The organism is Aeromonas bestiarum, assembly GCF_000819745.1.
GTDB lineage: Bacteria > Pseudomonadota > Gammaproteobacteria > Enterobacterales > Aeromonadaceae > Aeromonas > Aeromonas bestiarum.
Genome location: NZ_CDDA01000015.1, coordinates 602,209 through 626,925 on the forward strand (window position 1 = coordinate 602,209; position 24,717 = coordinate 626,925).

General features: G+C 61.0%; 27 protein-coding genes. 18 read left to right on the forward strand and 9 right to left on the reverse strand.

Features of this window, described 5'->3' with window-relative positions:
- Positions 1–3: 3 nt before the first annotated feature.
- From proQ to BN1118_RS09800, 3 genes are all read right to left on the reverse strand, one after another.
- Positions 4–636 (reverse strand): RNA chaperone ProQ, encoded by a 633-nt coding sequence (gene proQ, locus BN1118_RS09790; RefSeq protein WP_043135353.1) that lies wholly within the window; start codon positions 634–636, stop codon positions 4–6.
- Between the two features lie 101 nt (positions 637–737).
- Positions 738–1,196, reverse strand: coding sequence for a GAF domain-containing protein (locus BN1118_RS09795; RefSeq protein WP_043555781.1), 459 nt, complete (start codon positions 1,194–1,196; stop codon positions 738–740).
- Between the two features lie 110 nt (positions 1,197–1,306).
- The gene (locus tag BN1118_RS09800; RefSeq protein ID WP_043555782.1) at positions 1,307–1,765 is read right to left on the reverse strand and encodes a hypothetical protein; all 459 of its coding nucleotides are present in this window, start codon (positions 1,763–1,765) and stop codon (positions 1,307–1,309) included.
- Positions 1,766–2,048: 283 nt separating this feature from the next.
- Here BN1118_RS09800 and ccoN point away from each other — a divergent pair, with 283 nt between their 5' ends.
- The 11 genes from ccoN to ttcA all read left to right on the forward strand — a co-directional run bounded on the left by ccoN (position 2,049) and on the right by ttcA (position 12,259).
- Positions 2,049–3,473, forward strand: a complete 1,425-nt coding sequence (gene ccoN / locus BN1118_RS09805) for a cytochrome-c oxidase, cbb3-type subunit I (protein ID WP_043135357.1) — start codon at positions 2,049–2,051, stop codon at positions 3,471–3,473.
- A gap of 16 nt (positions 3,474–3,489) precedes the next feature.
- Positions 3,490–4,104 (forward strand): cytochrome-c oxidase, cbb3-type subunit II, encoded by a 615-nt coding sequence (ccoO, locus tag BN1118_RS09810; RefSeq protein WP_042866433.1) that lies wholly within the window; start codon positions 3,490–3,492, stop codon positions 4,102–4,104.
- A gap of 12 nt (positions 4,105–4,116) precedes the next feature.
- On the forward strand, positions 4,117–4,296 hold the full coding sequence (locus BN1118_RS09815) for a CcoQ/FixQ family Cbb3-type cytochrome c oxidase assembly chaperone (RefSeq protein ID WP_005315611.1): 180 nt from the start codon (positions 4,117–4,119) through the stop codon (positions 4,294–4,296).
- Positions 4,296–5,273: a cytochrome-c oxidase, cbb3-type subunit III gene (gene ccoP, locus BN1118_RS09820; protein ID WP_043135358.1), complete on the forward strand. Its 978-nt coding sequence runs from the start codon at positions 4,296–4,298 to the stop codon at positions 5,271–5,273. Before BN1118_RS09815 ends, ccoP begins: the two co-directional genes overlap by 1 nt.
- Before the next feature lie 129 nt (positions 5,274–5,402).
- A complete protein-coding gene (locus BN1118_RS09825) occupies positions 5,403–5,891 on the forward strand; it encodes a FixH family protein (RefSeq protein ID WP_043135359.1) in 489 nt (162 codons plus the stop codon).
- A gap of 92 nt (positions 5,892–5,983) precedes the next feature.
- A complete protein-coding gene (locus BN1118_RS09830; RefSeq protein WP_043555784.1) occupies positions 5,984–8,380 on the forward strand; it encodes a heavy metal translocating P-type ATPase in 2,397 nt (798 codons plus the stop codon).
- Between the two features lie 127 nt (positions 8,381–8,507).
- Complete coding sequence (gene ccoS, locus BN1118_RS09835; RefSeq protein WP_043135361.1) at positions 8,508–8,696, forward strand: cbb3-type cytochrome oxidase assembly protein CcoS; 189 nt, start codon at positions 8,508–8,510, stop codon at positions 8,694–8,696.
- Positions 8,680–9,366 carry a sulfite exporter TauE/SafE family protein gene (locus BN1118_RS09840; protein ID WP_043555785.1) on the forward strand — a complete coding sequence of 229 codons (687 nt, stop codon included), beginning with the start codon at positions 8,680–8,682 and terminating at the stop codon, positions 9,364–9,366. Before ccoS ends, BN1118_RS09840 begins: the two co-directional genes overlap by 17 nt.
- Positions 9,367–9,434: 68 nt before the next feature.
- The gene (locus tag BN1118_RS09845; RefSeq protein WP_042866440.1) at positions 9,435–10,190 is read left to right on the forward strand and encodes an FNR family transcription factor; all 756 of its coding nucleotides are present in this window, start codon (positions 9,435–9,437) and stop codon (positions 10,188–10,190) included.
- 130 nt (positions 10,191–10,320) lie between these two features.
- The gene (gene uspE / locus BN1118_RS09850) at positions 10,321–11,268 is read left to right on the forward strand and encodes a universal stress protein UspE (RefSeq protein WP_043555787.1); all 948 of its coding nucleotides are present in this window, start codon (positions 10,321–10,323) and stop codon (positions 11,266–11,268) included.
- An 82-nt stretch (positions 11,269–11,350) separates the two neighbouring features.
- A complete protein-coding gene (ttcA, locus tag BN1118_RS09855) occupies positions 11,351–12,259 on the forward strand; it encodes a tRNA 2-thiocytidine(32) synthetase TtcA (RefSeq protein WP_042037821.1) in 909 nt (302 codons plus the stop codon).
- Positions 12,260–12,338: 79 nt separating this feature from the next.
- On the opposite strand, the gene BN1118_RS09860 is transcribed toward ttcA, so the two are convergent.
- Together BN1118_RS09860 and BN1118_RS09865 are read right to left on the reverse strand one after the other, a co-directional pair.
- The gene (locus BN1118_RS09860; protein ID WP_043555789.1) at positions 12,339–13,019 is read right to left on the reverse strand and encodes a DUF2987 domain-containing protein; all 681 of its coding nucleotides are present in this window, start codon (positions 13,017–13,019) and stop codon (positions 12,339–12,341) included.
- Between the two features lie 162 nt (positions 13,020–13,181).
- Positions 13,182–13,919: a DUF2189 domain-containing protein gene (locus tag BN1118_RS09865; protein WP_052449178.1), complete on the reverse strand. Its 738-nt coding sequence runs from the start codon at positions 13,917–13,919 to the stop codon at positions 13,182–13,184.
- Positions 13,920–14,263: 344 nt separating this feature from the next.
- On the opposite strand from BN1118_RS09865, the gene BN1118_RS09870 reads away from it, so the two are divergent.
- From BN1118_RS09870 to BN1118_RS09900, 7 genes are all read left to right on the forward strand, one after another.
- The gene (locus BN1118_RS09870; protein WP_043555791.1) at positions 14,264–14,881 is read left to right on the forward strand and encodes a glutathione S-transferase family protein; all 618 of its coding nucleotides are present in this window, start codon (positions 14,264–14,266) and stop codon (positions 14,879–14,881) included.
- Between the two features lie 207 nt (positions 14,882–15,088).
- On the forward strand, positions 15,089–15,508 hold the full coding sequence (rbsD, locus tag BN1118_RS09875) for a D-ribose pyranase (protein WP_043135367.1): 420 nt from the start codon (positions 15,089–15,091) through the stop codon (positions 15,506–15,508).
- Positions 15,509–15,529: 21 nt separating this feature from the next.
- On the forward strand, positions 15,530–17,065 hold the full coding sequence (rbsA, locus tag BN1118_RS09880) for a ribose ABC transporter ATP-binding protein RbsA (protein ID WP_043555792.1): 1,536 nt from the start codon (positions 15,530–15,532) through the stop codon (positions 17,063–17,065).
- Complete coding sequence (gene rbsC / locus BN1118_RS09885; RefSeq protein WP_043555793.1) at positions 17,062–18,027, forward strand: ribose ABC transporter permease; 966 nt, start codon at positions 17,062–17,064, stop codon at positions 18,025–18,027. Before rbsA ends, rbsC begins: the two co-directional genes overlap by 4 nt.
- 21 nt (positions 18,028–18,048) lie before the next feature.
- Complete coding sequence (gene rbsB / locus BN1118_RS09890; protein ID WP_043555794.1) at positions 18,049–18,924, forward strand: ribose ABC transporter substrate-binding protein RbsB; 876 nt, start codon at positions 18,049–18,051, stop codon at positions 18,922–18,924.
- Positions 18,925–19,032: 108 nt separating this feature from the next.
- Positions 19,033–19,965 (forward strand): ribokinase, encoded by a 933-nt coding sequence (rbsK, locus tag BN1118_RS09895; RefSeq protein ID WP_043555795.1) that lies wholly within the window; start codon positions 19,033–19,035, stop codon positions 19,963–19,965.
- Positions 19,965–20,975 carry a substrate-binding domain-containing protein gene (locus BN1118_RS09900; protein WP_043555796.1) on the forward strand — a complete coding sequence of 337 codons (1,011 nt, stop codon included), beginning with the start codon at positions 19,965–19,967 and terminating at the stop codon, positions 20,973–20,975. The genes rbsK and BN1118_RS09900 overlap by 1 nt, the downstream gene beginning before the upstream one ends.
- A 59-nt stretch (positions 20,976–21,034) precedes the next feature.
- On the opposite strand, the gene BN1118_RS09905 is transcribed toward BN1118_RS09900, so the two are convergent.
- The 4 genes from BN1118_RS09905 to BN1118_RS09920 form a co-directional block, all read right to left on the reverse strand.
- The gene (locus BN1118_RS09905; protein WP_043555797.1) at positions 21,035–22,687 is read right to left on the reverse strand and encodes a GGDEF domain-containing protein; all 1,653 of its coding nucleotides are present in this window, start codon (positions 22,685–22,687) and stop codon (positions 21,035–21,037) included.
- Entirely contained in the window at positions 22,687–23,163 is a 477-nt protein-coding gene (locus tag BN1118_RS09910; protein WP_043555890.1) for a putative pterin-binding protein, read from the reverse strand. The genes BN1118_RS09905 and BN1118_RS09910 overlap by 1 nt, the downstream gene beginning before the upstream one ends.
- Positions 23,164–23,250: 87 nt before the next feature.
- Complete coding sequence (cobB, locus tag BN1118_RS09915; RefSeq protein WP_043135373.1) at positions 23,251–24,024, reverse strand: Sir2 family NAD+-dependent deacetylase; 774 nt, start codon at positions 24,022–24,024, stop codon at positions 23,251–23,253.
- A 90-nt stretch (positions 24,025–24,114) separates the two neighbouring features.
- Positions 24,115–24,714, reverse strand: a complete 600-nt coding sequence (locus BN1118_RS09920) for a GNAT family N-acetyltransferase (protein WP_043135375.1) — start codon at positions 24,712–24,714, stop codon at positions 24,115–24,117.
- Positions 24,715–24,717: the final 3 nt, after the last annotated feature.

Genomic DNA, 24,717 nt, shown 5'->3' on the forward strand with positions numbered 1-24,717 from the left:
TCCTTAGAGAACCAGATGCTCAAATTTGACCCGCAGCATCATGCCGGTCTGCAATTGGACCTGAACGTCATCCTTGGTCACTTCCTTGATGGTCGCCGGTACAGGAGACTTGCCCAGCACGACCCGAACGCCTTGATCCACTTTCAGATTGGCAGCATCGACCTTCACCAAGGGCGCATCGGCAACGGGTGCCTTGGGTGCGGCTTTGGGCTTGTCAGATTTGGCGGCAGCGTCAGCCTTGCGCGGGGCAGGACGACGGGGCTGCTTGGCCTTCTCTTCTTTAGTATTGGTACGACGGCTGGCAAAGACGCGCTCTTTGCTCTCTTTCAGGGCTTGCTTGGCGTGCTCGATGTGCTCTTCGGTGAGCAGCTCGCCCGGGTTACCGTCCAGATCGACACGGGCCTGGCCGGCTTTGAGGCCATGCAGGTAACGCCAGCTGGAGGTGTATTGACGCAGTGCAGAGCGCAGCATGGTCTTGGAGACTCTGGCGTCGTCAGCAAGACGCTCGGCCAAATCCTGGAAGATGCCAATCTTGAGCGGCTTGGCCTCTCCTTCAGCGATGAAGCAGGCCGGGAATTTCTCGACCAGGTAGGCAACGATCTCTTTACTGTTCTTCAGCTTCTCAGTGTTTTCCATGTATAACCTTGGCTTTCATATAAACGCGCGGGCACGCCCGAGCACAACAAAGGCCCCATTATAGAGAGCTTGGGGCCTTTTGCGAACCATCAAGCAATGACTTAGAGCATGCTTTCCAAAATTTGCACCGTTTCTTCCAGCCCAATCCGGTCTTCTGCGTCAAAACGGTTAAAGATTGGACTATCGATATCCAGTACGCCAATGATCTCGCCATCACGGCGCACCGGGATCACGATTTCCGAATTGCTGGCGCCATCGCAGGCGATATGACCTTCGAATTGGTGGACATCGTCAATGAGCTGGGTCTTGCCCTGTGCCACTGCCGTGCCACAGACCCCGCGGCCGACCGGAATGCGCACGCAGGCCGGCTTGCCCTGGAACGGGCCGAGCACCAGGGTATCCCCCTGCAACAGGTAGAAACCCACCCAGTTGATGTCGGCAAGCTCCAACGCCAACAAGGCGGAGAGGTTGGCCAGGTTGGCGATGAGATCCGGTTCCCCTTCCAGCAAGGCCTGTGCCTGCTGGTTGAGACCGCGATAAAATGCTTGTTTTTCAATCATGATTAAATGAACTTCACTCCCTGATAATCTGTGCAAGGTAACGCCCTGCCTGAAAATTTCAAATCTATTTTCACCTTACCCCTCATCCTTTTATTCATAAAGGCAGGGATTCAACGGTTGACGGAGAGCGCCAACTGCTGGCGCTGGCCATTGCTCCACTCGATATTGAGCAGCCAGACCATCACAGCCGAGGTGCAGGAACCCACCAGGGTCGAACCCTGCCAGCCGCGCTCTGCCGGCTCGAAGCTGACCGGTATGGTGCCCATGAACATGTCCCGTCCTTCCAGCCAGGCTTTCACCGGTTTGAAGGCGGGATCCCCCCCCTGAAGCAGTATCACCAAGTCATGTTCGGCCCGCACCGGCAAGGAGGCGACGCTGACGGTTATCGGCTTCTCCCCCAGCAGCAGGCTGCAGGAGGTGCGGGACAGATCACAAATCTGATCTTTTTCTGCGCCCGCCACCGCCGCCTGGCCCCCGTCAAACCAGGTTCGATAGGCAACCAATCCGAGCAAAATGGCCAGGACGATCGCCAAGTGGACAATTTTGCGTGAAGTGAGTCTCTCTTTCATGAAAAAACAACCTTGTAAGATGCCTTGAAAATGACATTTTCGTGATCTCGCGCAAGGTAAATAATTGAGCAGGCGAGACCCAACGGAGCCAAATATATCACTGTTTATACTGTTATTTTACCTGTCAGTTCAGTATCATTCCCATTGAATTTTCATTTAGCTACTTTTTGCTTTTCCTTTTATTAACAGTTGTTAACAAGGGGTAAGGCAGTAGCCAATGATGTCGGTCCATGTCACTGGACAAAAAATCAAACAACAGCAGCATCGGAAGCGGAATACAACGATGAGCCATACAACTAACCATCCTGAGTACAACTACACCGTTGTTCGCCAGTTCACAGTCATGACGATTGTCTGGGGAATTGTCGGCATGTCGGTTGGCGTACTGATCGCAGCCCAGTTGATCTGGCCTGCCCTCAACTTTGATACTCCCTGGCTGACTTACAGTCGCCTTCGCCCTCTGCACACCAATGCGGTCATCTTCGCATTTGGCTGTAGCGCCCTGATGGCGACCTCCTTCTATGTGGTGCAACGCACCTGTCAAACCCGACTGTTTGGTGGCAAGCTTGCCTCCTTCGTGTTCTGGGGCTGGCAGGCGATCATCCTGTCTGCCGCCATTTCGCTGCCGCTGGGATACACCACCTCCAAGGAGTACGCAGAGCTGGAATGGCCGATTGATATCGCCATCACCATCGTCTGGGTCGCCTATGCCGTGGTCTTCTTCGGCACCCTGGTCAAACGCACCACCTCCCACATCTATGTGGCGAACTGGTTCTTTGGCGCCTTCATCATCACGGTGGCCGTGCTGCACATCGTCAACAACATGGAAGTGCCGCTCTCCGGCATGAAGTCCTACTCCATGTATTCCGGTGCCATGGATGCCATGGTGCAGTGGTGGTATGGCCACAACGCGGTAGGCTTCCTGCTGACCGCCGGCTTCCTCGGCATGATGTACTACTTCGTGCCCAAGCAGGCGGGTCGTCCGGTTTACTCCTACCGCCTCTCCATCGTCCACTTCTGGGCGCTGATCTCCCTCTACATCTGGGCCGGTCCGCACCACCTGCATTATACCGCGCTGCCTGACTGGGCCCAGTCGCTGGGCATGGTGATGTCCCTGATCCTGTTCGTCCCCTCCTGGGGTGGCATGATCAACGGCATCATGACCCTCTCCGGCGCCTGGCACAAATTGCGTTATGACCCCATCTTGCGCTTCCTGATCGTGTCCCTGTCGTTCTACGGCATGTCCACCTTCGAAGGCCCCATGATGGCGATCAAGACGGTCAACGCCCTCTCCCACTACACCGACTGGACCATAGGTCACGTCCACTCAGGCGCACTGGGCTGGGTTGCCATGGTATCCATCGGCGCCGTCTATCACCTGATCCCGAACCTGTTCGACCAGGGCCGCATGTACAGCATCCGCCTGATCAACGTGCACTTCTGGCTGGCTACCGTGGGCACTGTGCTCTACATAGTCGCCATGTGGATTTCCGGCGTGATGCAGGGTCTGATGTGGCGTGCGGTCAACGACGACGGCACCCTGACCTACAGCTTCGTGGAAGCGCTGCAGGCCTCTTATCCCTTCTACTTCGTGCGCTTCCTGGGTGGCTGCTTCTTCGTCACCGGCATGTTGCTGATGGCCTACAACGCCTATCGCACCATCACTGCGCCCAAGGGTTCCCTGGAACCTGTCGCACAGCCAGCATGATTGAAGAGGTCAAAGCATGAGCAACAATAACCGTCACGAGATCTTTGAAAAGAGCGTACCCATGCTGGTGGTCGGCATCATATTTGCCATCAGCCTGGGGGGCCTGGTCGAAATCACCCCGCTGTTCTTCCAGAAGCAGACCACCGAGCCGGTAGAGGGCCTCAAGCCCTACACCGCCCTGCAGATGGAAGGCCGCGACATCTTCATCCGCGAAGGCTGCACCGTTTGTCACAGCCAGATGATCCGTCCGTTCCGCGCCGAAACCGAGCGCTATGGCCACTACTCGGTCGCCGGTGAAAGCGTGTGGGAGCACCCCTTCCTGTGGGGCTCCAAACGTACGGGTCCGGATCTGGCCCGTGTGGGCGGTCGCTATTCAGACGACTGGCACCGCGCTCACCTTATCAATCCGCGCGATGTGGTGCCCGAGTCCAACATGCCGGCCTTCCCCTGGCTCGACACCAATGTCCTGACCGGTGAACTGACCGGCAAGAAACTGGCGCTGTTCCGGGATCACTTCGGCGTGCCTTACAGCGACGCTGACATCCAGGGTGCAGGTGAAGCCGTCAAGGGCAAAACCGAACTGGATGCGCTGGTAGCCTATCTGCAATCACTGGGTCATGCCCTGAAATAAAGGAGTCAGGATATGGATTACGGCACATTTCGCGGCCTTTATACCCTGCTGTTGATGGCCATCATGATCGGCATCATCGTCTGGGCATACAGCAAGCGCCGCAAGGCCTCTTTCGACGAGGCTGCCAACCTGGTTTTTGCCGACGACGAGCAACCCGGTGCTGATAACAAGAACGCAGGAGCGAAACAATAATGAGCACTTTGTTTAGCATTTTTGTGACCGTCATCAGCCTGGGAACCATACTCGGCTGCTTCTTGCTGCTGGTGTGGTGCCTGCGCGACAAGATGGGCGTGGAAGAGGGCAAGTCCATGGGACACGCCTTCGACGGTATCGAAGAGATCAACAACCCGCTGCCGAAGTGGTGGACCTACATGTTCCTCTTCTTCATCGTCACCGGTCTGGTCTATCTGCTGGCCTTCCCGGGCCTGGGCAACTGGAAGGGTCTGCTGGGCTGGCAGAGCTCCAACCAGGACGTCCGCTCGCTGGCCGAGTCCAAGGCTGCGGTGGCCTCCGCCAAGGCCGAAGGCCGGGCGGTGGAGTACGACCGCGAACTGGTCAAGGCTGACGAGATCTACGGCGCCAAGTTCCGCGAGCTGGCCTATCAGGCCGATGGCAAGACCTATCGCGCCATCGAAGAGATCGCCGCCGATCCGGAAGCACGCAAGGTGGGTCAGCGTCTGTTCCTGCAGAACTGCTCCCAGTGTCACGGTTCCGATGCCCGCGGCGGTCGCGGTTTCCCGAACCTGACCGACAGCGAATGGCAATGGGGCGGTCAGCCTGATCAGATCAAGACCACCATCATGGGCGGTCGTCAGGGTGTGATGGCGGCCTGGGGCGAGATCCTGGGTCAGGATGGGGTGAAAGAAGTCGCCTCCTACGTGCTGAGCCTGTCCGGTCGCAAGGTCGATCTGGTCGAAGCCAAGAAGGGCGAAGCGCGCTTCACCATCTGCGCCGCCTGTCATGGCCCGGATGCCAAGGGCGGTATCGCCTTCGGGGCACCGGACCTGACCAACAACACCTGGCTGTATGGCGGTTCCCGTCAGGTTGTCGAGCAGACCATCACCCATGGTCGTCACGGCGTCATGCCGGCCTGGAAGGATATTCTGGGTGAAGACAAGGTCCACCTGCTCGCCTCCTACGTTTATAGTTTGTCCCACAACAACAAGTAAAATAAGCAGTAACATGTGATAAGCACGTGATTACTCAGCAAAAAGCCTCGACTCTTCGAGGCTTTTTGTTATCTTGTGTTGGCTGAAAAGCCTCCATTCTGTTAATCATTCGTTTCGGTAGCACTCATTATGTCCCAACCCTGGTATCGCCAATTTTGGCCCTGGTTCATCATCGCCCTCCCGGCCGCCGCCGTGATCGCCAGCATCGGCACGGCCATCATCGCCAGCAAGGATGGCGTCAATCTGGTGGCCGAGGACTATTACAAACAAGGCAAAGAGATCAATCAGGACTTGAGCAAGTTCGATCGCTCCGAAGCCCTCAACATTCGCATAGCGCTGGAAGTGAATGGCAAGGAGCTGACCCTCAAGCCTCTGTCGGGAGATATCCCCCCCGGTCAGGCCCTCTACCTCTCCCTGTTCCACCCGACTCTGGCCGGCATGGACAGCGAACACATGGTGACGGCCGACGCCAGCGGCGTCTATCGTCTGCTGCTCGACAAACCATTGAACGGGAAATGGCATATCCGGGTCGATGCCTTCAATCACGAATGGCGTCTGCAAGAGACAGTCCAGCTCCCGACCAAGGCGCCCGTCGAACTCGATCCCAAAGGACGTTAAGCCATGACAGGCGGTTTTCACCCTGGCGAGCCGGTTCCCGCCAGCACGCCCCATGCCCCGCTCGTTTACTTTACCTCCCGGGGCAAGACGCCATGAAGGCTTGTTTCCATTGTGGTGAGCCGGTTCCCGCCGGCAGTCGTTATGCGCTCGAGATCAAGGGCATAGTGCAACCCATGTGCTGCCCCGGCTGTCAGGCCGTGGCAGAAACCATCATGGAGTGCGGCCTATCCAGCTATTACGAGCACCGCACAGCGCCCGGCATCAAGGGGGAACTGGTCCCGGAAGAGCTGGCCGCCCTCACCCACTACGATCTGGCCGAGGTGCAGCAGGATTTCGTCACCGACAGCGGCACGGGCAGCCACAGGCAGCGCGAGATCCTGCTCAGCGTGGAAGGACTGACCTGCGCCGCCTGCGCCTGGCTCATCGAGCGTCATCTGACCGGCCTTGCCGGCCTGCACTACATCAACGTCAATACCACCACTCACCGCGCCCGCATCAAGTGGGATCCGGACCGGCTTGCCTTGAGCGACATCCTCAAGGGGTTCGCCAAGATAGGCTATCGTGCCTACCCGTTCCAGACCCACAACCAGGAAGCTATCTACGCCAAAGAAGTGCGCAGCTACATGTTCCGGCTGGCACTGGCGGGCCTGGGGTCAATGCAGGTGATGATGTGCGCCGTGGCGCTCTACATGGATCTCTTCATCAGTGTCGAGGATGAGTTCATGGTCTACTTCAAGTGGATAAGCCTCTTGCTCTCGACCCCCATCATGATCTACTCGGCCCAGCCCTTCTATGTGGGTGCCTGGCGCAGCCTGAAACAGGGCCATCTATCCATGGACGTGTCGGTATCGCTGGCACTGATCGGCGCCTTCGTCGCCTCCATGTGGGCCACCGTATTCAATACCGGTGAGGTCTATTACGACTCCATCACCATGTTCGTCTTCTTCCTGCTGCTGGGGCGTTTTCTGGAGTTGCGGGCCAGACGCAAGGCCTCCGAGTCCAGCTCCAACCTGGCGCGGCTGGTGCCCATCATGGCCACGCGCATCGATGAAGATGGCGAGCACGAAGTGGCAGCCAAGATGCTGCAGGTGGGAGACAGGATACGGGTACTGGCCGGCGCCACCCTGCCGGCCGATGGCCTCATCGTCGAGGGGCAGGCCAGCCTCAACGAATCCATGCTGACCGGCGAGCAGTTGCCGCTGCTCAAGCAGGTAGGTGACAGCGTCTATGCCGGCACCATCAACACGGACGCACCGCTACAGATCCGGGTCAGCCACCGCATCGAGGAGTCACGCATCGCCCAGATCATGCGGCTGCAGGATCATGCCCTCGACGACAAGCCGGCCATCGCCCAGATGGCGGACGTGCTCTCCCGCCACTTCATCCTGGTGCTGCTGATCATTGCCGCGGCTGTGTGGACCTTCTGGCACTTCCATCAACCGGAGCAGGCCTTCTGGGTCACCCTGGCCGTGCTTGTTGCCACCTGCCCCTGCGCCCTGTCGCTGGCCACGCCGACCGCGCTCACCTCGGCCACCGCCCGCCTGACCCGATCCGGCATTCTGCTGCGCCGTGGCCATGTGCTGGACGTGCTGACCAAGGCCAACCGGATCGTGATGGACAAGACAGGCACCCTGACCACGGGCAACATCAGCCTGATCAGCACCACGGCGCTGGCCGAGCTGAGCGAGGCCCAGTGCCTCGCCATCGCCCGCGCGCTGGAAGCCTACTCGGAACATCCCATCGCCCGCGCCTTTCGCAGCAAGGCAGCAGACGATGGTGTGTTGCTGGCGGCAAGCGAGGTGACCCCCGTCATAGGTCACGGCATTCAGGGCACGATCGCAGGCCGGCATTACCGCATCGGCAGCGCCCGCTGGCTGGCACTGCCCGCCGGACAGACTGCCAGCCAGGGCCTTGCCATCTATCTGGCCGATGAGTCCAGGCTGCTGGCCCGCTTCATCCTGGCAGATACCCTGCGCCCGGATGCCAAGGCGCTGATCCAGGCCTTCAAGGCCGCCGGTCTCAAGACCACCATACTCACGGGTGACAGCTCGGCCCAGGCCGACGAGGTGGCTCGCGAGCTCGGAGTGGACGAACTGGTGAAAGGGGTCACGCCGGATGGCAAGCTGGCCTATCTCAAGGAACATGAGGCCCGCGGCGATATCAGCATCATGGTGGGGGATGGCATCAACGATGCCCCCGTGCTGGCCGGTGCCCACGCCTCCTTCGCCATGGCGGGCGGCACGGATCTGGCCAAAAACAGCGCCGATGCCATATTGCTGGCCGACGATCTCTCCCGTCTGCTGGAGGCGCGTACCCTGGCCATTCGTACCCGCAAGATCATCCAAGAGAACTTCGCCTGGTCCATCGGCTACAACCTGCTGGTGCTGCCGCTGGCGGCCAGCGGCTGGTTGCCACCCTATGTGGCGGCAGCGGGCATGTCTCTGAGTTCCCTCATAGTGGTCACCAACTCCATGCGGCTGAACCGCTGAGCCATGGCCGCATACATGCACACGATAAAGGGAGCCCGCGTTTGCCGGGCTCCCCGCGCCACAGAATCGCCGGGCCCCTGGCCACCAACGGGTGTACCATGACCACTCTCATTGCAAGGCTTGCACCATGAACATCATCTTCGTCCTGATCCCCATCGCCATCCTGTTTGTCATCATCGCCGGCGCCGTCTTCTTCTGGGCCATTCGCTCCGAACAATTTGAAGATCTCGACCGCCAGGGCTCCAATATCCTGTTCGATGAAGACAAACCCGCCCAGAAACCCAGCGAGCATACCTCCGATGACCGCCAGCCTTGATCTGGTCGGGGCCCTGCTGGTGGGGCTCGCGGGCTCAGGCCACTGCATCGGCATGTGTGGCGGCGTCTCGGCCGCCCTCTCCATGGCCATTCCCCCCGAGAAGCAGCACTTCTGGGGCAGGCTCGGTTATCTGCTCAACTACAACCTGGGCCGGATCCTCAGCTACGTGGTAGCCGGTGCTCTGGTCGGGGGCCTGCTGGCCACCACCAGCGAGCTGGGCGCCGGCAAGCACGCCATCGCCGGCTTGCGGCTGGTGGCGGCGCTCTTGATGATAGCGCTCGGTCTCTATCTCGCCGGCTGGTGGCAGGGCATATTGCTGCTCGAGCGCATCGGCGCCCGACTCTGGCCTCGCATCAAGCCGCTGGCGGGCAAGTTTCTCCCCTTCACCTCGGCCTGGCAGGCCCTCCCCTTTGGCATGGTGTGGGGCTGGCTGCCCTGCGGTCTGGTCTACTCCATGCTGACCTGGAGTGCGGCGGCAGGTTCCGCCGGAGGCGGTGCGCTCATCATGCTCAGTTTCGGCATAGGGACCCTGCCGACACTGTTTGCACTGGGAGGGCTGGCAGACCGCCTGCGTTACTGGCTGACCCTGCGCAGTTTGCGCCAGGGCGGGGCTGTTTTGCTCATCGCGTATGGGCTTCATACTCTCTGGATCGGGATAGCGTCCTTTTGAAACCCTATCCAAAACGGATGAGTTGATGGTAAACTTGTTTGATATAAATCAATTATTCGTATGAGCCTATGATCCCGGAAAAGAAACCTGGCAGACGTATTCAGAGCGGTGGCTGTGCAATTCATTGCCAGGATTGCAGCATCAGCCAGCTCTGCATTCCCTTCACCCTGAACGACAGCGAACTCGATCAGCTCGACAGCATCATCGAGCGAAAGAAGCCGATCCAGAAGGGTGAGGAGCTGTTCAAAGCCGGCGATGAGCTGAAATCGCTCTACGCGATCCGTTCCGGGACCATCAAGTCATACACCATCACGGAACAAGGGGATGAGCAGATCACCGCCTTCCACCTCGCCGGTGATCTGGTTGGTTTCGATGCCATTCACAAACAAGCACACCCCTCCTTCGCCCAGGCGCTGGAAACGGCCATGGTGTGCGAGATCCCGTTCGACGTGCTCGACGATCTCTCCGGCAAGATGCCCAAGCTGCGCCAGCAGATCATGCGACTGATGAGCAACGAAATCATGGGCGATCAGGAGATGATACTGCTGCTCTCCAAGAAGAATGCCGAAGAGCGCCTCGCCGCCTTCCTGCACAATCTGTCGGTGCGTTTCTCCGAACGCGGCTTCTCCGCCAAGGAGTTCCGCCTCTCCATGACTCGCGGTGACATCGGCAACTACCTCGGCCTCACCGTCGAGACCATCAGCCGCCTGCTTGGCCGCTTCCAGAAGTCCGAGCTCATCAGCGTCAAGGGCAAGTACATTACAGTGCTGGATCATGTGGCCCTCGGCGTCATGGCTGGCGCGACCCGTCCTCCCTGCGGTTAATCCTCCTCTGTTGCCGGATCGGTTTACGCTGAAATTTGATCCGGCACACGTCTCCCCACCTCCTCCTGAGCTAAGCTGTAATGGCTAAAGGTCTGCCATCATTGGTATTTTTGCCAAGGAGGAGGAGAACATGGTCAAGTACCGAAAGATCCTGGTCGTTATCAACCCGGAAGAAGAGCGGCAAATTGCCCTCGAACGTGCGGTCAAGGTGGCTGAGCTGGATGAAGGCGCTCAACTGACCCTGTTGCTCACCATTTACGACTTCTCGTACGAGATGACCGCCATGCTGTCGGTGGACGAACGGGAAGAGATGCGCCACGGCGTGATCGCCCAGCGCCGTGAATGGCTCGACGATATTCTGAAACCCTACCGAGCCAAGGGGCTGGACTGCGAGATCAAGGTGGTCTGGCACAATAGGCCCTTCGAATGCGTCATTCAGGAAGTGCTGGAAAACCGCCACGATCTGGTGGTCAAGGCGACTCACCATCACTCGTTTCTGCAAACCTTCATCTTTACCCCGACCGACTGGCACCTGCTGCGCAAGTGTCCCTGCCCCGTCCTGCTGGTCAAGGAGGGTCATTGGCAACGGGGCGGCAACATCATAGCCGCCATCAATTGTTCCAGCGACGACCAGGATCAGAAGCTGCTGAACGAGCGGATCACGGAGGAAGGGATTGCCATCGCCGAGCTGCTCGGCTCCAACCTCTACCTGGTCAACACCTATCCCGGCACCCCGGTCAACGTGGCCATCGAGCTGCCGGAGTTCGATCCCAACGCCTACAACGATGCCATTCGCAAACACCATGAGAGCCTGCTGCTGAGCCATGCCGACAAATTTGGCATCAGTCATCTGTGGACCCGGGTGGCGGAAGGCCTGCCGGAAGAGGTGTTGCCCGATCTGGCCGAAGACCTGCAAGCCACCCTGATGATCATGGGCTGCGTCGGTCGCACCGGCCTCTCCGCCGCCCTGCTCGGCAATACCGCCGAACACGTGGTGGACAGACTCGCCTGCGACATGCTGATCCTCAAACCCGCCGATTACAGCTGCCCGGTAGACAGCCGGCGCAGTCAATCATAAGACGCCTTTCATCCTGGCATCTTGCCCTCCCCTGGGACATGGCTATAATAACGCGCTTATTTGTGTCCCGGGTTTTACGAGCATGCTAGAAGAGCTGAACGCCAAAGATAAATACAGTTTCAACAAACTGCAGAAGCGCCTGCGGCGCAACGTAGGTCAGGCCATCGCCGACTTCAACATGATTGAAGAGGGCGACAAGATCATGGTGTGCCTGTCCGGTGGCAAGGACAGCTTCGCCATGCTCGACATCCTGATGAGCCTGAAGGCGAGCGCCCCCATCCATTTCGATCTGGTGGCCGTCAACCTGGATCAGAAGCAACCCGGTTTCCCCGAGCATGTACTGCCGGAATACCTGGCCACCCTGGGCGTCGACTTCAAGATCGTCGAGGAAGACACCTACTCCATCGTCAAGGACAAGGTGCCGGAAGGCAAGACCACCTGCGCCCTCTGCTCCCGTCTGCGCCGTGGCATTCTCTATCGCACCGCCCAGGAGCTGGGCTGCACCAAGATTGCCCTCGGCCATCACAGGGACGACATACTCGAGACCCTGTTCCTCAACATGTTCTACGGTGGCAAGCTCAAATCCATGCCGCCCAAGCTGGTGAGCGACGATGGCAAGAACGTGGTGATCCGCCCGCTGGCCTACTGCAAGGAGAAAGACCTGGTGCGCTATGCCGAGGTCAAGGCCTTCCCCATCATCCCGTGCAACCTGTGCGGTTCGCAGGAGAACCTGCAGCGTCAGGCCATCAAGCAGATGATGCAGGATTGGGATCGCCGCTTCCCGGGTCGTATCGAGACCATGTTCACCGCCATTCAGGACGTGATCCCGAGCCACCTGCTCGATCACAAGCTGTTTGACTTCAAGAGCATCAACCGCGACTCCGGCATCATAGATGGTGGCGACAAGGCATTTGATCCGCCTGAACTGCCCAAGGCGCCGCTGCTGGACATCGACGAGATGGACATGCTGGATGTGATTGAAGTGCGCTAAGCACGATAGACACAAGTCCACAGCAACAAAAAAGGAGCGCCAGGCGCTCCTTTTTTTATCTCACTGGCAAGCGGCTGGCTCACTCCTTGTGCAGCCAGGGGGTCAGTCGCAGTATGTCGCCCTGCAGTTGCAGCTTGCCCGCGGCGAAATCCGCCAGCTGCGCATTGCTGAGCAGCAGTTGCCCCCCTTGCCAGGAGAGCGGTTGCTGGCGGGCACCGTCGACCAGATAGGCGGTGCCCGTCGGTTGTACCAGGGTCACCCGCACGCCCGCCATCTCGGGCAGGAAATACTTGCCGACCATGCCGGCCAGCTTGCTCAGCAGGGCCTGCATATCCTGCTGACGCCCGGCCACCTCGGCCACCTTGAGATCCCACTGGCTGCCTGACACCGGCTGCACATCGGCCATCACCTGCACCGACAGATCGCAGGCCGTGTGCGCTTCGGTCAAGCCCACCACCACGGTCGCCTTGTCCAGATTGAGATCATCGTCGTAGGGCAGCCGCAGCTCGCTGTCTACCGTCACCTCGGCGGCCACGTCCCGATCCAGGGTCGAGACCCGGGCCGAGGTGAGCAGGCAGCGCTGGCCATTTTGCGGATCGGTCAGGTAAAACCCCAGCCTGGCGTGACCGAACTCCCCCTTGGCGAAGGTCTTCATCTGGCTGTAGAAGGTACTGTACTGCAGATCCAGTGAAGGCTGCGCCAACCCCAGGGTAGGCAACAGCAGCAAGCCTGCCGCCACGCCATGTCGAGTCTTCTTCATATGCCGTCCTTTTGCATCGCGCACTCGTCATGCGCTGAAATATGCCTGCGCCATCGTCTGGCCTCAGACTCGCTATGCGGTGAAATGTGCCTGTGCATCACCTGGCATCACGCTAGCTATGCGCTGAAATGCGCCTGCGCCAGGCGTCTGGCTGCAGGCTTGTTATGCGTTGAAATGATTTGGGCCTTCGCTCACTTCCGTCACTTCGACCGCGACCCCGCACAGATCCCGATAGAGGATCCCCTTGCAGTTGAAGTAGAGAGGGGCCACCCAGACAAGGCCCAATCCCATGGGGATCAGCGCCAGGAAAAACAGCGCCAGCATGACGCCGTGCAGCAGCACTATGCTGGGCCAGCCACGGGCAAACAGCTTGAGCGACACAAAAATGGCTTGCACCGGCGACAGTCCGCGCTCCAGTACCAGCGGCACCGAGAACACCAGTCCCATGCCGATCAATGCAGACGGGATGAAGGCCAGCACCACCGGCAGTCCCACCAGTTCAAACAGGGGGCCGAACAGACTGGTGAGCATGCTGCCCAGCAGACTCAGGCTGCCCAGACGCAGGAAGTGACGAAAGAAATCGAATACCTGGCTCGGGCGGGCACGCACACCGACCGACTGCTGCAATCCCAGCATGTCGAGGGACGAGGTCATGGGCGACATCATGATGGTGATAAGCAGGCTCAGCACCAGGGCTATGTCCATTCCCCCCTCCTGATTGAGGTAGGGGGCCAGCAGGGTATTGCTCAGCAATATCCAGATGGCCGTGACACCGACGATGGCCAGCAACAGGCCGAAACCGGTGCGCCGCGTCTGTTGCCAACTCTCCTGCAATACCCCCTTGAGGTCGAGACGATATCCCTGACTCAGGGATTGTTCGAGGGAACCACCGATCCGCATTTTGTTACTCAATTGACTATCCAACATCAGAAAAACCACTATTCAGGGAGCACATTATAGCGATTTGACCCGGCATGCGTAGCCGTTTTTCCCCTTATCTGCTGACCAAAAAGTCTTTGATTTCATAAAGGCCCGTCATCACAGTCGGCGCCGCTTCCGGCCGGAACAGATTATCCACGCCAGGATCTTGCCCCCCATCCGCATCTGCCGTCGGGCGTCCCTGTGGGGCTGATCTCCCTGCCTTGGCCCGCCGCGGCGATGGGCGTAGGATGCCAGAAACCGTCACCCGTTTCTGCTCGCCGCCACCTCCCCCATCCTGGCGACTGCTTCACAAGGAGAATTGCATGTCTGATCTGACCCTGTATCTCGCCCCTGGCACCTGTGCCATGGCAGTGCACATAGCCCTGACCGAGGCCAAGGCCCACCATAACATCAAGGTACTCGACCTGACGGCCGGGGAGCAGCGCTCCGCCGCCTACCTCACCATCAATCCCAAAGGCCGGGTGCCGGCTCTCGTCACCGAGCGCGGCGTGCTGACCGAAACCCCGGCCTTGCTGCTCTATGTGGCGCAGCGCTTCCCGGACACCCGGCTTGCACCGCTGGACGATCCCTTCCTGCTGGCCCGCATGCAGGAGGTGAACAGCTTCCTCGCCTCCACGGTACACGTCTCCCACGCCCACGGTCGCCGTGGCAGCCGCTGGGCCGATGACGAACAGGCCATCGCCGCCATGCAAGCCAAGGTGCCGCAGAACATGCGCGATGGCTTTGCCGAGATTGAACGCCACTATCTGGTCGGCCCCTGGGTGCTGGGAGAGTGTTTCAGCTTGGCCGACATCTATCTGTTCGTAGTGGCGAGCTGGCTCGAGAGCGATGGCGTGGTCATCAGCGAGTTCCCCAGGGTAGCGGCCCACTATCAACAGATGCTGGCACGCCCCGGCGTGCAGCAAGCCCTCGCCCTCTAACCCGGTATCTGCGGGTGCCAGTGCTCTGTCTGGCACCCTTTTTCCCCCTCTCCATCCCCTGCATTGAGATCGTTTTCACATTTCTGCCATCTCACTGTGGATCGCTCGGGCCTTAGGGCCTATCTTCCCCACATGACGCAACCGGTTGCGTAACCGGTTGCCTAGATGAACATCAGATATGCGGACGCGAGTCTGCCGAGGTGCTGTATGAAACGAGGCAAGCTGCTCAATGCTCCCCTGAGTGCCCTGGTGGCACGGATGGGTCACACCGACGAGATCACCGTCTGCGACGCGGGGCTACCCATTGCGGCGGGGCCGGAGCGCATCGATCTGGCGCTGATGGCGGGCACCCCCAGCCTTGCAACCGTGCTGACCGCCCTGCTCACCGATCTGGTGGTGGAGAAGGTGATCATGGCGAGCGAGATAAAACTGATCAGCCCCGCCGCCCATCAGGCGCTGGTCGATCAGCTGGAGGCGCACGCCGCCGCCCAAGGCAAGCCCATCACCATCGAATACTGCCTGCACGAGGCGTTCAAGACCCGCTCCCGCCAGAGCAAGGCGATCGTGCGCAGCGGCGAGGTCACCCCCTACGCCAACATTATTCTCTGCGCCGGTGTGGCGTTTTAAGCCTCTTCAAGGAAGCTGCAAATGAGCACAACCTCCTCCTCGCCCATTTCGCCCATTCTGGAGCTCACCGGGATCGTCAAGACCTTCCCCGGTGTACGCGCCCTCGATGAGGCTGGTCTCAAGGTCTACCCGGGCCAGGTGATGGCCCTGCTCGGCGAAAATGGCGCCGGCAAGTCCACCCTGATGAAGGTGCTGACCGGCATCTATCAGGCCGATGCGGGCAGCGTCAGTTATCGCGGCCAGCCGGTGCACTTCAAGGGCCCCCGCGACTCCCAGGATCAGGGGATCAGCATCATCCACCAGGAGCTGAACCTGCTGCCTGAGCTGTCGATTGCCGCCAATATCTTCCTCGGCCGCGAACCGCGTACCCGTTTTGGCAGTATCGACCACAAACAGCTACGCGAGCGCGCCAGCGGCCTCTTGGGCCGCCTCGGCGTCAAGCACGGGCCGGATACAAGGCTTGGGGATCTCTCCATTGGCGAACAGCAGATGGTGGAGATCGCCAAGGCACTGTCGTTCGATGCCAGCGTCATCATCATGGATGAACCCACGGATGCGCTGACTGATACCGAGACCGAGCAGCTGTTTGTGGTGATCCGCGAGCTGCGCCAGCAGGGCTGCGGCATCGTCTACATCTCCCACCGTCTCAAGGAGATCTTCCAGATCTGCGACCGGGTTACCGTGCTGCGCGATGGCAAGTGGATCGGCGAGAAGGCGGTGAACGAGCTCGATGAAGACAGGATCATCGAGATGATGGTGGGTCGGCGGCTGGAAGAGCAGTATCCCCGCCTGCAACGAGAGCTCGGCCCCGTCAGCCTGCAAGTGAAAGATCTGGCCGGCCCCGGCGTGCGCGGGGTGAGCTTCTCCCTGCATCAGGGGGAAATTCTGGGTTTCAGCGGCCTGATGGGTTCCGGCCGTACCGAGCTGATGAAGCTTATCTACGGCGCCAGCCCCATCAGCGCAGGTGCGGTCGAAGTCGATGGCAAGGTCATGGTGCCCCGCAGCCCGGCCGATGGGCTGGCAGCCGGCATCGCCTACATCTCCGAGGATCGCAAGGGCGATGGCCTGGTGCTGGAGCTGTCGGTGCGCGAAAACATGAGTCTGTGCGCCCTCGGCGAGTTCATCCGCCACGGCAAGATTGACGGCAAGGCCGAACGTCAGGCGGTGAGCGACTATGTGCGGCTGTTCAACATCAAGACCCCGAGTCAGGATCAGCTGATAAAACTGCTCTCCGGCGGCAACCAGCAGAAGGTCGCCATCGCCAAGGGACTGCTGACCCGGCCCAGGGTGTTGATCCTGGATGAGCCAACCCGCGGCGTCGACGTGGGGGCCAAGAAGGAGATCTACCAGCTCATCAACCAGTTCAAGAAGGAGGGGATGAGCATCATCCTGGTCTCCTCCGAGATGCCGGAAGTGCTCGGCATGAGCGATCGCATCATGGTGATGCACGAAGGTCGCATCAGCGCAGAATTCATGTCCGCAGACGCCAATCAGGAGAAACTGATGGCGGCGGCAGTCGGTAAACAGTGGCAATCAGAGCAAGAGGCCTCCCAATGACAACCCAAACCCTTCCCCGCCGCGGCATCATGAGCAAGGCCTGGTGGATCGAGAACAAATCCCTGGTCGCCCTCCTGGTGCTGATCGGCGTGGTCTCGGCCTTAAGCCCCAACTTCTTCACCGCCGACAACCTGCTCAACATACTGCGCCAGACCTCGGTCAACGCCATCATGGCGGTCGGTATGACGCTGGTCATCCTCACCGCCGGCATCGATCTCTCGGTCGGCTCCGTGCTGGCCCTGTGCGGCGCCCTGGCGGCAACCATGGTGGCCATGGAGCTGCCCATCTGGCTGGTGGTGCCCCTCACCCTGGGAGCCGGTGCCCTGCTCGGCGGCGTCAGCGGTCTCATCATCGCCAAGGGCAAGGTACAGGCCTTCATCGCCACCCTGGTGACCATGACGGCCCTGCGCGGCGTGACCATGGTCTATACAGAGGGACGCCCCATCTCCACCGGTTTCAGTGACGGCGCCGATCACTTCGCCTGGCTGGGTACCGGCTACCTGCTCGGCCTGCCTGTGCCCATCTGGCTGATGGCCATCGTCTTCCTGCTGGCCTGGTTCATGCTCAACCACACTCGCCTCGGCCGTTATATCTACGCCCTCGGCGGCAACGAGTCGGCCACCCGCCTCTCCGGCATCAATGTGGCCAGGGTGAAGCTGGCGGTGTATGGTCTGTGCGGCATGCTGTCGGCACTGGCCGGGCTCATCGTCACCTCCCGCCTCTCCTCCGCCCAGCCGACCGCCGGCATGGGGTACGAGCTGGATGCCATCGCCGCCGTGGTGCTGGGGGGTACCAGCCTGATGGGGGGCAAGGGTCGCATCATGGGAACCCTGATCGGGGCGCTCATCATCGGCTTCCTCAACAACGCCCTCAACCTGCTCGACGTCTCGTCCTATTACCAGATGATCGCCAAGGCCAGCGTGATCTTGCTCGCCGTGATGATCGATAACAAAAGCAAGTAAGCACACACAAGGAATGAAATGATGAAAAAGCTCAATACCCTGCTCGCTGCCGCCATCATGTCCGTGCTGGGCACCGCCCAGGCCGCCGATCACACCCTGGCCATGGTGGTCTCCACCCTCAACAACCCCTTCTTCGTCACCATGAAAGAGGGGGCCGAAGCCAAGGCCAAGGAGCTTGGCTACGAGCTGGTGGTGCTGGACTCCCAGAATGACCCGGCCAAGGAGCTCTCCAACATGGAAGATCTCACCGTGCGCAAGGTCAATGCCATCCTGATCAACCCGACCGACTCCGAGGCCGTGGGCAACGCCATCCGCCTGGCCAACAAGGCCAACATCCCGGTGCTGACGCTGGACCGCGGCGCGGCCCAGGGTGACGTCAAGGCCCACATCGCCTCCGACAACGTAGCCGGCGGCAAGCTGGCCGGTGACTTCATCACCCAGAAACTGGGGGCCGGTGCCAAGGTCATTCAGCTGGAAGGGATAGCCGGTACCTCGGCCGCCCGCGACCGTGGCGAAGGTTTCGCCCTGGCCGTGGCCGCCAACAAGCTGGAAGTGCTGGCCTCCCAGCCCGCCGACTTTGACCGCACCAAGGGTCTGAACGTCATGGAGAACCTGCTGGCCGCCCACCCGACCGTGCAGGCCGTGTTCGCCCAGAACGACGAGATGGCGCTGGGTGCCATCCGCGCCGTGCAAGCCGCCGGCAAAGAGGTGATGATCGTCGGTTTCGACGGCACTGACGATGGCAAGGCCGCCGTGGCCAAGGGTAAACTGGCCGCCACCGTGGCCCAGCAGCCGGCGCTGATCGGTGCCATCGGCGTGGAAACTGCCGACAAGGTGCTCAAGGGCCAGCCGGTGGAAAAATCCATCCCGGTCCCGCTGCAAGTGGTCAGCAAGTAAGCTGACGGGGGGAGGCGTGCCTCCCCCTTTACCTCCTGTCTTCGATTAACCGTGCCGCTTGGCTTGGGCCCACTCAAGCCAAGATGTTCCAAATCAAGGGTGATAAGAATGAATCGTCTCGTTGTTCTGGGCAGTGTCAATGCAGATCATGTGCTGCGCGTTCCCCACTTTCCTCGCCCCGGTGAAACCCTGACCGGGCACAGCTATCAAGTCGTCCCCGGTGGCAAGGGGGCCAATCAGGCGGTCGCCGCCGCGCGCCTCGGCGCTCCCGTCGCCTTTATCGCCCGCATCGGCGATGACGCCATCGGCCAGCAGATGCGCCAGGGCTTTGCCCAGGACGGCATAGACGTCAGCGCGGTGGAGCTCGACGAGCAGCTTCCTACCGGCATCGCCATCATCTATGTGAGCGACGAGGGGGAGAACAGCATAGGCATCTCCGCCGAAGCCAATGGCGCCCTCTCCCCTGCCGTGGTCAAGCGCCATGAGACCCTGATTGCCGACGCCCACACCCTGCTGTTGCAGCTGGAAGTGCCGCTGGAGAGCGTGTTCGAAGCCGCCAGACTGGCTAGATCCCACGGCACCCGGGTGGTGCTCAATCCGGCGCCCGCCCAGCCGCTCTCTAGCGAACTGCTGGCGCTGGTGGATCTCATCACCCCCAACCAGACCGAAGCCGAGCTGCTGACCGGCGTCAAGGTCACCGACGAGGCCAGCGCGGCTCAGGCGGCGGCCCGCTTCCACCAGATGGGGATCAGCGATGTGATGATCACCCTGGGCTCCCAAGGGGTCTATTGCAGCAACGCCCGCCAGCAACAACTGATCCCGGGTTTTCGGGTCGAGGCGGTGGACACCACGGCCGCCGGCGACACCTTCAACGGCGCCCTGCTGGCCGCCGAGCTGGCCGGCGCCGATTTCAAGGCCGCGGTGCGCTTTGCCCACGGCGCGGCTGCGCTCTCTGTCACCAAGTTCGGCGCCCAGAGCTCGATCCCGAGCAAGCAGGAGGTCGAGGCCTTCCTGCTCGCCCAGACTGCGCAGGGGCACTGATGGCCAATATCAAGGAGGTGGCGGCGCGGGCCCAGGTCTCTACCACCACAGTTTCCCACGTCATCAACGAGACCCGCTTCGTGGCCGAGGAGACCCGGGAGCGGGTCTTCGCCGCCATGCGCGATCTCAACTATGCCCCCAGCCTGGTGGCCCGCAGCCTCAAGGTGAAGGAGACCAACAGTATCGGCATGCTGGTCACCACCTCCAGCAACCCCTTCTTCGCCGAGGTGGTGCGCGGGGTGGAGCGCTACTGCTTCGAGCAGGGCTACAACCTGATGCTGGGCAACACGGAGGGGCAGGCCGAAACCGCCCTCTCCTACCTCAAGATGATGCTGCGCAAACGGGTCGATGGCCTGCTGATCATGTGCAGCGAGGGGCAGCAGGAGGTGTTCAACCAGCTCGACTGGCTCAAGAGCCTGCCGGTGGTGGTGATGGACTGGGGCATGGAGAGCAAGGACGTGGATCTCATCGCCGACAACTCCCATCGCGGCGGCTACCTGGCCACCCGCCACCTGCTGGCGCTCGGTCACACCGACATAGGCTGCATCACGGGCCCCCACAGCCGCGCCCCCGCCAATCAGCGCCAGTCCGGCTTCGAGCAGGCGATGCAGGAAGCGGGGCTGACCATCAATCCGGCCTGGATCCAGGAGGGCGACTTTGACTGCGCCAGTGGTTTCAGTGCCATGCAGCAGTTGCTGGCTCAACCCAAACGGCCGAGCGCCCTCTTCATCTTCAACGACATGATGGCCATGGGGGCCATCAGCGCCGCCCATCAGGCAGGCTTGAACATACCGCAGGATCTCTCCATCGTCGGCTATGACAACGTGGCGCTGGCGCAATACCTGTCACCGCCGCTCACCACCATCAATCAGCCCAAGGAGGAGCTGGGTCGCCTCGCCGTCACCCGGCTGCTGGCGCGGATCAACGGGGTGGCGGTGGATAATCACCTGATCACGGTAGATCCTGACTTGGTGATCAGACAATCCTGCGCCCCCTTCCCCACCCCCTGATTTTCTAAACACATCATGCAAAAAGGCGACCCCTGGGTCGCCCTTTTTATCGCAGCCAGTCAGGCCTGCTGTCGCTCGGCCTGCGTAACCGGGGCCAGGCGTATCACGCCCAGTCGCTGTGCCAGCGGCGCCAGCAGACCGGCGTGAGCCGACGCCACCGGCAGCCAATAACGCAGTGGCCAGCCCGCCGCCAGCAAGTCCGGTGTGCTGCTGCCAATCTCGCGGAGCGCCAGGGTACAGGTGCACTGGTTCAGCTTGGCCAACAGGGCGGCATCCTGCTGCAGGCTTGGCAGCAGCAATATGGGTTCGACATGGGCCAGCGCGGGCAGATAGGCCAGCACATGGGCCAGCTGAGCCTGATGCGTGAGCGCGATCAGCAGCGGCTGCGGCTCACCGCCGGCAGGCTGATCATGCTCTTGCAGCAGCCGTGCGATCACGGGCCCCAGTATGCCGCCCTCCTGCAACCAGCCCATCTCGCAGGGCGTCAGCGTCTCCTGCCAGCGCAGCGACAAACCTGTCACCGCAGCGCCGCTCTCGCTGCCGAACCGCTGGGTATCGATCACCAGAGGGGAAGGCGCCACGTTTGCCAGCCAGTCCCGCAACTGGTGCAGCTGACGCTGGGTCAGTTGCAACTGCAGCTGCATCCCGGGCTCGAACCAGGCGAGATCCCCATCGGCATCGCGCTTGGCCTGATTGAGAGCCAGAATGGCCTGATCCAGCAGCCGTTTGGGATCCGGTTCCTCCTGCACCTGGGCAACCCCCAACCGACACGCCAGCTCGAAACTGCTCTCCCGGGTCACGAACTCGAAATGGAGCAGGCTCATCAACGCCTGGATCTGCGCCGCCATGCTCTGCCGCCCGGCGGTCAGGATCACCGCAAACTCATCCCCACCCAACCGGTAGGCATGACCGCCATGGGCTTGCTGCAGCTTGTCCGCCACTGTTTGCAGCAATCTGTCTCCCACCTGATAGCCGAGCAGATCGTTGACCTGTTTGAAGCGCTTCAGATCGAGCACCACCAGCGCCAGGGCATGGGAAGAGTCCAGCGAGCGTGCCAACTGTTCCTGCAAGGCGCGGCGATTGCCGAGCCGGGTCAGGGGATCGAGCAGGGAGAGACGCCGGTTCTGCAAGTTGGCACGAATGAGGGCAAACACCAGCACACCACCGGTCACCAGCAGGATCAGTTGCCAGATCTGCAGCCAGAACAGGCTGCTGCGGATCTGGTTGACCGAGGCTTCCCGCTCCTGGCCGGAGAGGATCTGATCGCCAATCTGCTCAATCTGGCGAGTCTGCTCGGCAATCTGGGTCTGCAGTTGTTCGAGCTCGGCCCCTTCTCGCAGTTGCCCGTCCTGTATCTGGGGTTCGAGCCGCTTTATCTGTTCGAACAGTCCGGCCAACGCCTTGCCCAGCCCGTGACGCTCGCGCGCCTCGGCGGTTTCACTGCTGATGAGGAAGATATCCAGCCGGTTCCACAACAGATCGTAATTGAGGCTCAGGGTCTCCATCTCCAGTTGCCCGGCCCGATAGAGACGCAACTCATAGAGGAAACGCTGGGACTCCAGCATCACCTGGCTGATGTTCCAGTGGATGTTGCGATAGAAGGTATCGACCAGCTGCTCCTGGCGGTGTTGCAGATAGAGCCCGCAACCCGAGGAGAACAGAAACAGCAAGGTGATCGAGACCAGCAGCAGGTTATGGCGCTGACGACCCATCAGTCGATGATCTCGATGCGGGTCACCTGCCAGACCATGCAGTTATGAATGGGGGGAATGTCCAGCTTGGGGTGGCTGGAAAACGGGATCAGCAGCCAGAGCGGCCCCTTGTTGCGCCGGGTCAGCGGCTTGTCATCCTCGTGGCGCACCAGGGTCAGGGGCACACCGTCAAACAGGGCAAGATCCACCACCTGCTGATAGCCGTTGAGGGCCGAGACGGCAATCTTGCTGGCACTCAGAATTCCCTGCGCCGCGAGTACGGCCGCCAGGGTCGGACCACGATAATGGTGCGAGCCCTGAGTCCAGGGCGTGGTGGTGGTGAACTCGGTTTGTGGCAGGGCGGCCAGCGCCGCGTCATCGAGCGTGAGCTGCTTGCCGTTGGGCAGCACCAGCGTCATCAGGGGGGTAGATGCCAATGCGCTGGCGCTGGCCAGCATCAGGAGGAAAAAAGCGATCCATTGCTTCACTGTGGTCATGATGATTTGCGCCAACTGCGTCCCATATTTGGGTTGCCAGTGTGGCGATTTCACCAGGTCATTGCAACTGTGACATGCCACAGTTGCTCAGGATCCGCGCATCTCCATCCAGTTGTGACCGTCTATCTGCTTGGGCTGATGCACACCGCAACGTTGCAGCAACTCGTCAACGAAGGCGGGCACCAGCAGAGAGGCAGGCCCGTACCGTTTTTCATCAAACTGGCTGCCCACCTCGCTCGGTTCCAGATTGAGCTCTATGGTATGGGCACCGTTCAACCCGGCCTCATGCACGAAACCGGCGGCGGGATAGACGGCACCCGAGGTACCGATGGAGATGAAGAGGTCGCACTGGGCCAGTGCGCCGTAGATGCGATCCAGCCCCAGCGGCATCTCGCCAAACCAGACCACGTGCGGGCGCAGTGGCTGGGGAAACTGGCAGCAGGAGCAGAGCTCATCCTGATGCAGATCGCCGCGCCACTCGATCACCTGGCCCGACTCGGGACAGCGGGCCTTGAGCAGTTCCCCGTGCATGTGGATGAGGTTCTTGCTGCCCGCACACTCGTGCAGGTTGTCGATATTCTGGGTCACCAGGGTGACTGTGCCCGGCAGCAGGCGTTCGAGGCGAGCCAGCGCATAGTGGGCCGGGTTGGGGTGGATCTGCGGTTGTTGCAGCTGATGGCGGCGCGAGTTGTAGAAGCCTTGCACCAGGGCGGGATCCCGCGCGTACCCTTCCGGGGTCGCCACATCCTCCACCCTGTGCTCTTCCCACAGACCGTCGCAGGCCCGGAAGGTCTTGATGCCGGATTCGGCAGAGATCCCGGCGCCGGTAAGGATGACGATGTGTTTAGCTGACTGCACCATGATGGATTCCCTCTGTCCGCATACAAGGCTGACCTTAGCACAGGGTGAAAAACAGGCCTATTCGCCCTTGGTCTTATGAGGATACCCCCGTCACAGGGTATCGAGCACGCTCAGATCGAGCCGGACAAACACCAGCTCCCGCCCCGTCACCAGGGTGAGCGGCAACCCCAACCCGCGCAGGAGTGCCAGCATGGGGCGATTCTGGGCCAGCACCTCGGCCGTCCACTCCCGAATGCCTTCGGCGCGCGCCAGCAGCGCCAGTGCCAGCAGGATACGCCGCCCCGCCCCCCTGTGCTGGAAGTGATCCGCCACCAGGCAGGAGAACTCGGCCCGATCCGGGTGCAGCCGCCGCCGGATGGACTGGGCCTGGGCCAGCGGCAGTCCCAGACCATCGGTGAGCAGCAAGCCTATCTGGGACGCTCTGGGGTAATCGAGAAAGAAGGCGAGCTGATCGGCGGTGGGGGGCTGCTTGGCCCGCATGAAGCGCAAGTAAATGCTCTGCTCGCTCAACGCCTCATAAGCCGCCTTGATAGATTCGGGATCGGCCCCCGCCAGCTCTTGCAGCCGGCAGGGGACACCCCCCACTTCCATCATCAGCGGCAAGGATGCCCGCGAGGTGGGATGCAGCCAGCCGGCCAGACTGCGGCGCAAGCGCGCCTCGTCGGGAGGCCAGCAGAGATAGCGAGGCACGAG

Bases quoted from the DNA above. Each gene is read 5' to 3' on its own strand.
- proQ (WP_043135353.1), bottom strand. From the start codon at position 636: ATGGAAAACACTGAGAAGCTGAAGAACAGTAAAGAGATCGTTGCCTAC.
- BN1118_RS09795 (WP_043555781.1), bottom strand. From the start codon at position 1,196: ATGATTGAAAAACAAGCATTTTATCGCGGTCTCAACCAGCAGGCACAG.
- BN1118_RS09800 (WP_043555782.1), bottom strand. From the start codon at position 1,765: ATGAAAGAGAGACTCACTTCACGCAAAATTGTCCACTTGGCGATCGTC.
- ccoN (WP_043135357.1), top strand. From the start codon at position 2,049: ATGAGCCATACAACTAACCATCCTGAGTACAACTACACCGTTGTTCGC.
- ccoO (WP_042866433.1), top strand. From the start codon at position 3,490: ATGAGCAACAATAACCGTCACGAGATCTTTGAAAAGAGCGTACCCATG.
- BN1118_RS09815 (WP_005315611.1), top strand. From the start codon at position 4,117: ATGGATTACGGCACATTTCGCGGCCTTTATACCCTGCTGTTGATGGCC.
- ccoP (WP_043135358.1), top strand. From the start codon at position 4,296: ATGAGCACTTTGTTTAGCATTTTTGTGACCGTCATCAGCCTGGGAACC.
- BN1118_RS09825 (WP_043135359.1), top strand. From the start codon at position 5,403: ATGTCCCAACCCTGGTATCGCCAATTTTGGCCCTGGTTCATCATCGCC.
- BN1118_RS09830 (WP_043555784.1), top strand. From the start codon at position 5,984: ATGAAGGCTTGTTTCCATTGTGGTGAGCCGGTTCCCGCCGGCAGTCGT.
- ccoS (WP_043135361.1), top strand. From the start codon at position 8,508: ATGAACATCATCTTCGTCCTGATCCCCATCGCCATCCTGTTTGTCATC.
- BN1118_RS09840 (WP_043555785.1), top strand. From the start codon at position 8,680: ATGACCGCCAGCCTTGATCTGGTCGGGGCCCTGCTGGTGGGGCTCGCG.
- BN1118_RS09845 (WP_042866440.1), top strand. From the start codon at position 9,435: ATGATCCCGGAAAAGAAACCTGGCAGACGTATTCAGAGCGGTGGCTGT.
- uspE (WP_043555787.1), top strand. From the start codon at position 10,321: ATGGTCAAGTACCGAAAGATCCTGGTCGTTATCAACCCGGAAGAAGAG.
- ttcA (WP_042037821.1), top strand. From the start codon at position 11,351: ATGCTAGAAGAGCTGAACGCCAAAGATAAATACAGTTTCAACAAACTG.
- BN1118_RS09860 (WP_043555789.1), bottom strand. From the start codon at position 13,019: ATGAAGAAGACTCGACATGGCGTGGCGGCAGGCTTGCTGCTGTTGCCT.
- BN1118_RS09865 (WP_052449178.1), bottom strand. From the start codon at position 13,919: ATGCGGATCGGTGGTTCCCTCGAACAATCCCTGAGTCAGGGATATCGT.
- BN1118_RS09870 (WP_043555791.1), top strand. From the start codon at position 14,264: ATGTCTGATCTGACCCTGTATCTCGCCCCTGGCACCTGTGCCATGGCA.
- rbsD (WP_043135367.1), top strand. From the start codon at position 15,089: ATGAAACGAGGCAAGCTGCTCAATGCTCCCCTGAGTGCCCTGGTGGCA.
- rbsA (WP_043555792.1), top strand. From the start codon at position 15,530: ATGAGCACAACCTCCTCCTCGCCCATTTCGCCCATTCTGGAGCTCACC.
- rbsC (WP_043555793.1), top strand. From the start codon at position 17,062: ATGACAACCCAAACCCTTCCCCGCCGCGGCATCATGAGCAAGGCCTGG.
- rbsB (WP_043555794.1), top strand. From the start codon at position 18,049: ATGAAAAAGCTCAATACCCTGCTCGCTGCCGCCATCATGTCCGTGCTG.
- rbsK (WP_043555795.1), top strand. From the start codon at position 19,033: ATGAATCGTCTCGTTGTTCTGGGCAGTGTCAATGCAGATCATGTGCTG.
- BN1118_RS09900 (WP_043555796.1), top strand. From the start codon at position 19,965: ATGGCCAATATCAAGGAGGTGGCGGCGCGGGCCCAGGTCTCTACCACC.
- BN1118_RS09905 (WP_043555797.1), bottom strand. From the start codon at position 22,687: ATGGGTCGTCAGCGCCATAACCTGCTGCTGGTCTCGATCACCTTGCTG.
- BN1118_RS09910 (WP_043555890.1), bottom strand. From the start codon at position 23,163: ATGACCACAGTGAAGCAATGGATCGCTTTTTTCCTCCTGATGCTGGCC.
- cobB (WP_043135373.1), bottom strand. From the start codon at position 24,024: ATGGTGCAGTCAGCTAAACACATCGTCATCCTTACCGGCGCCGGGATC.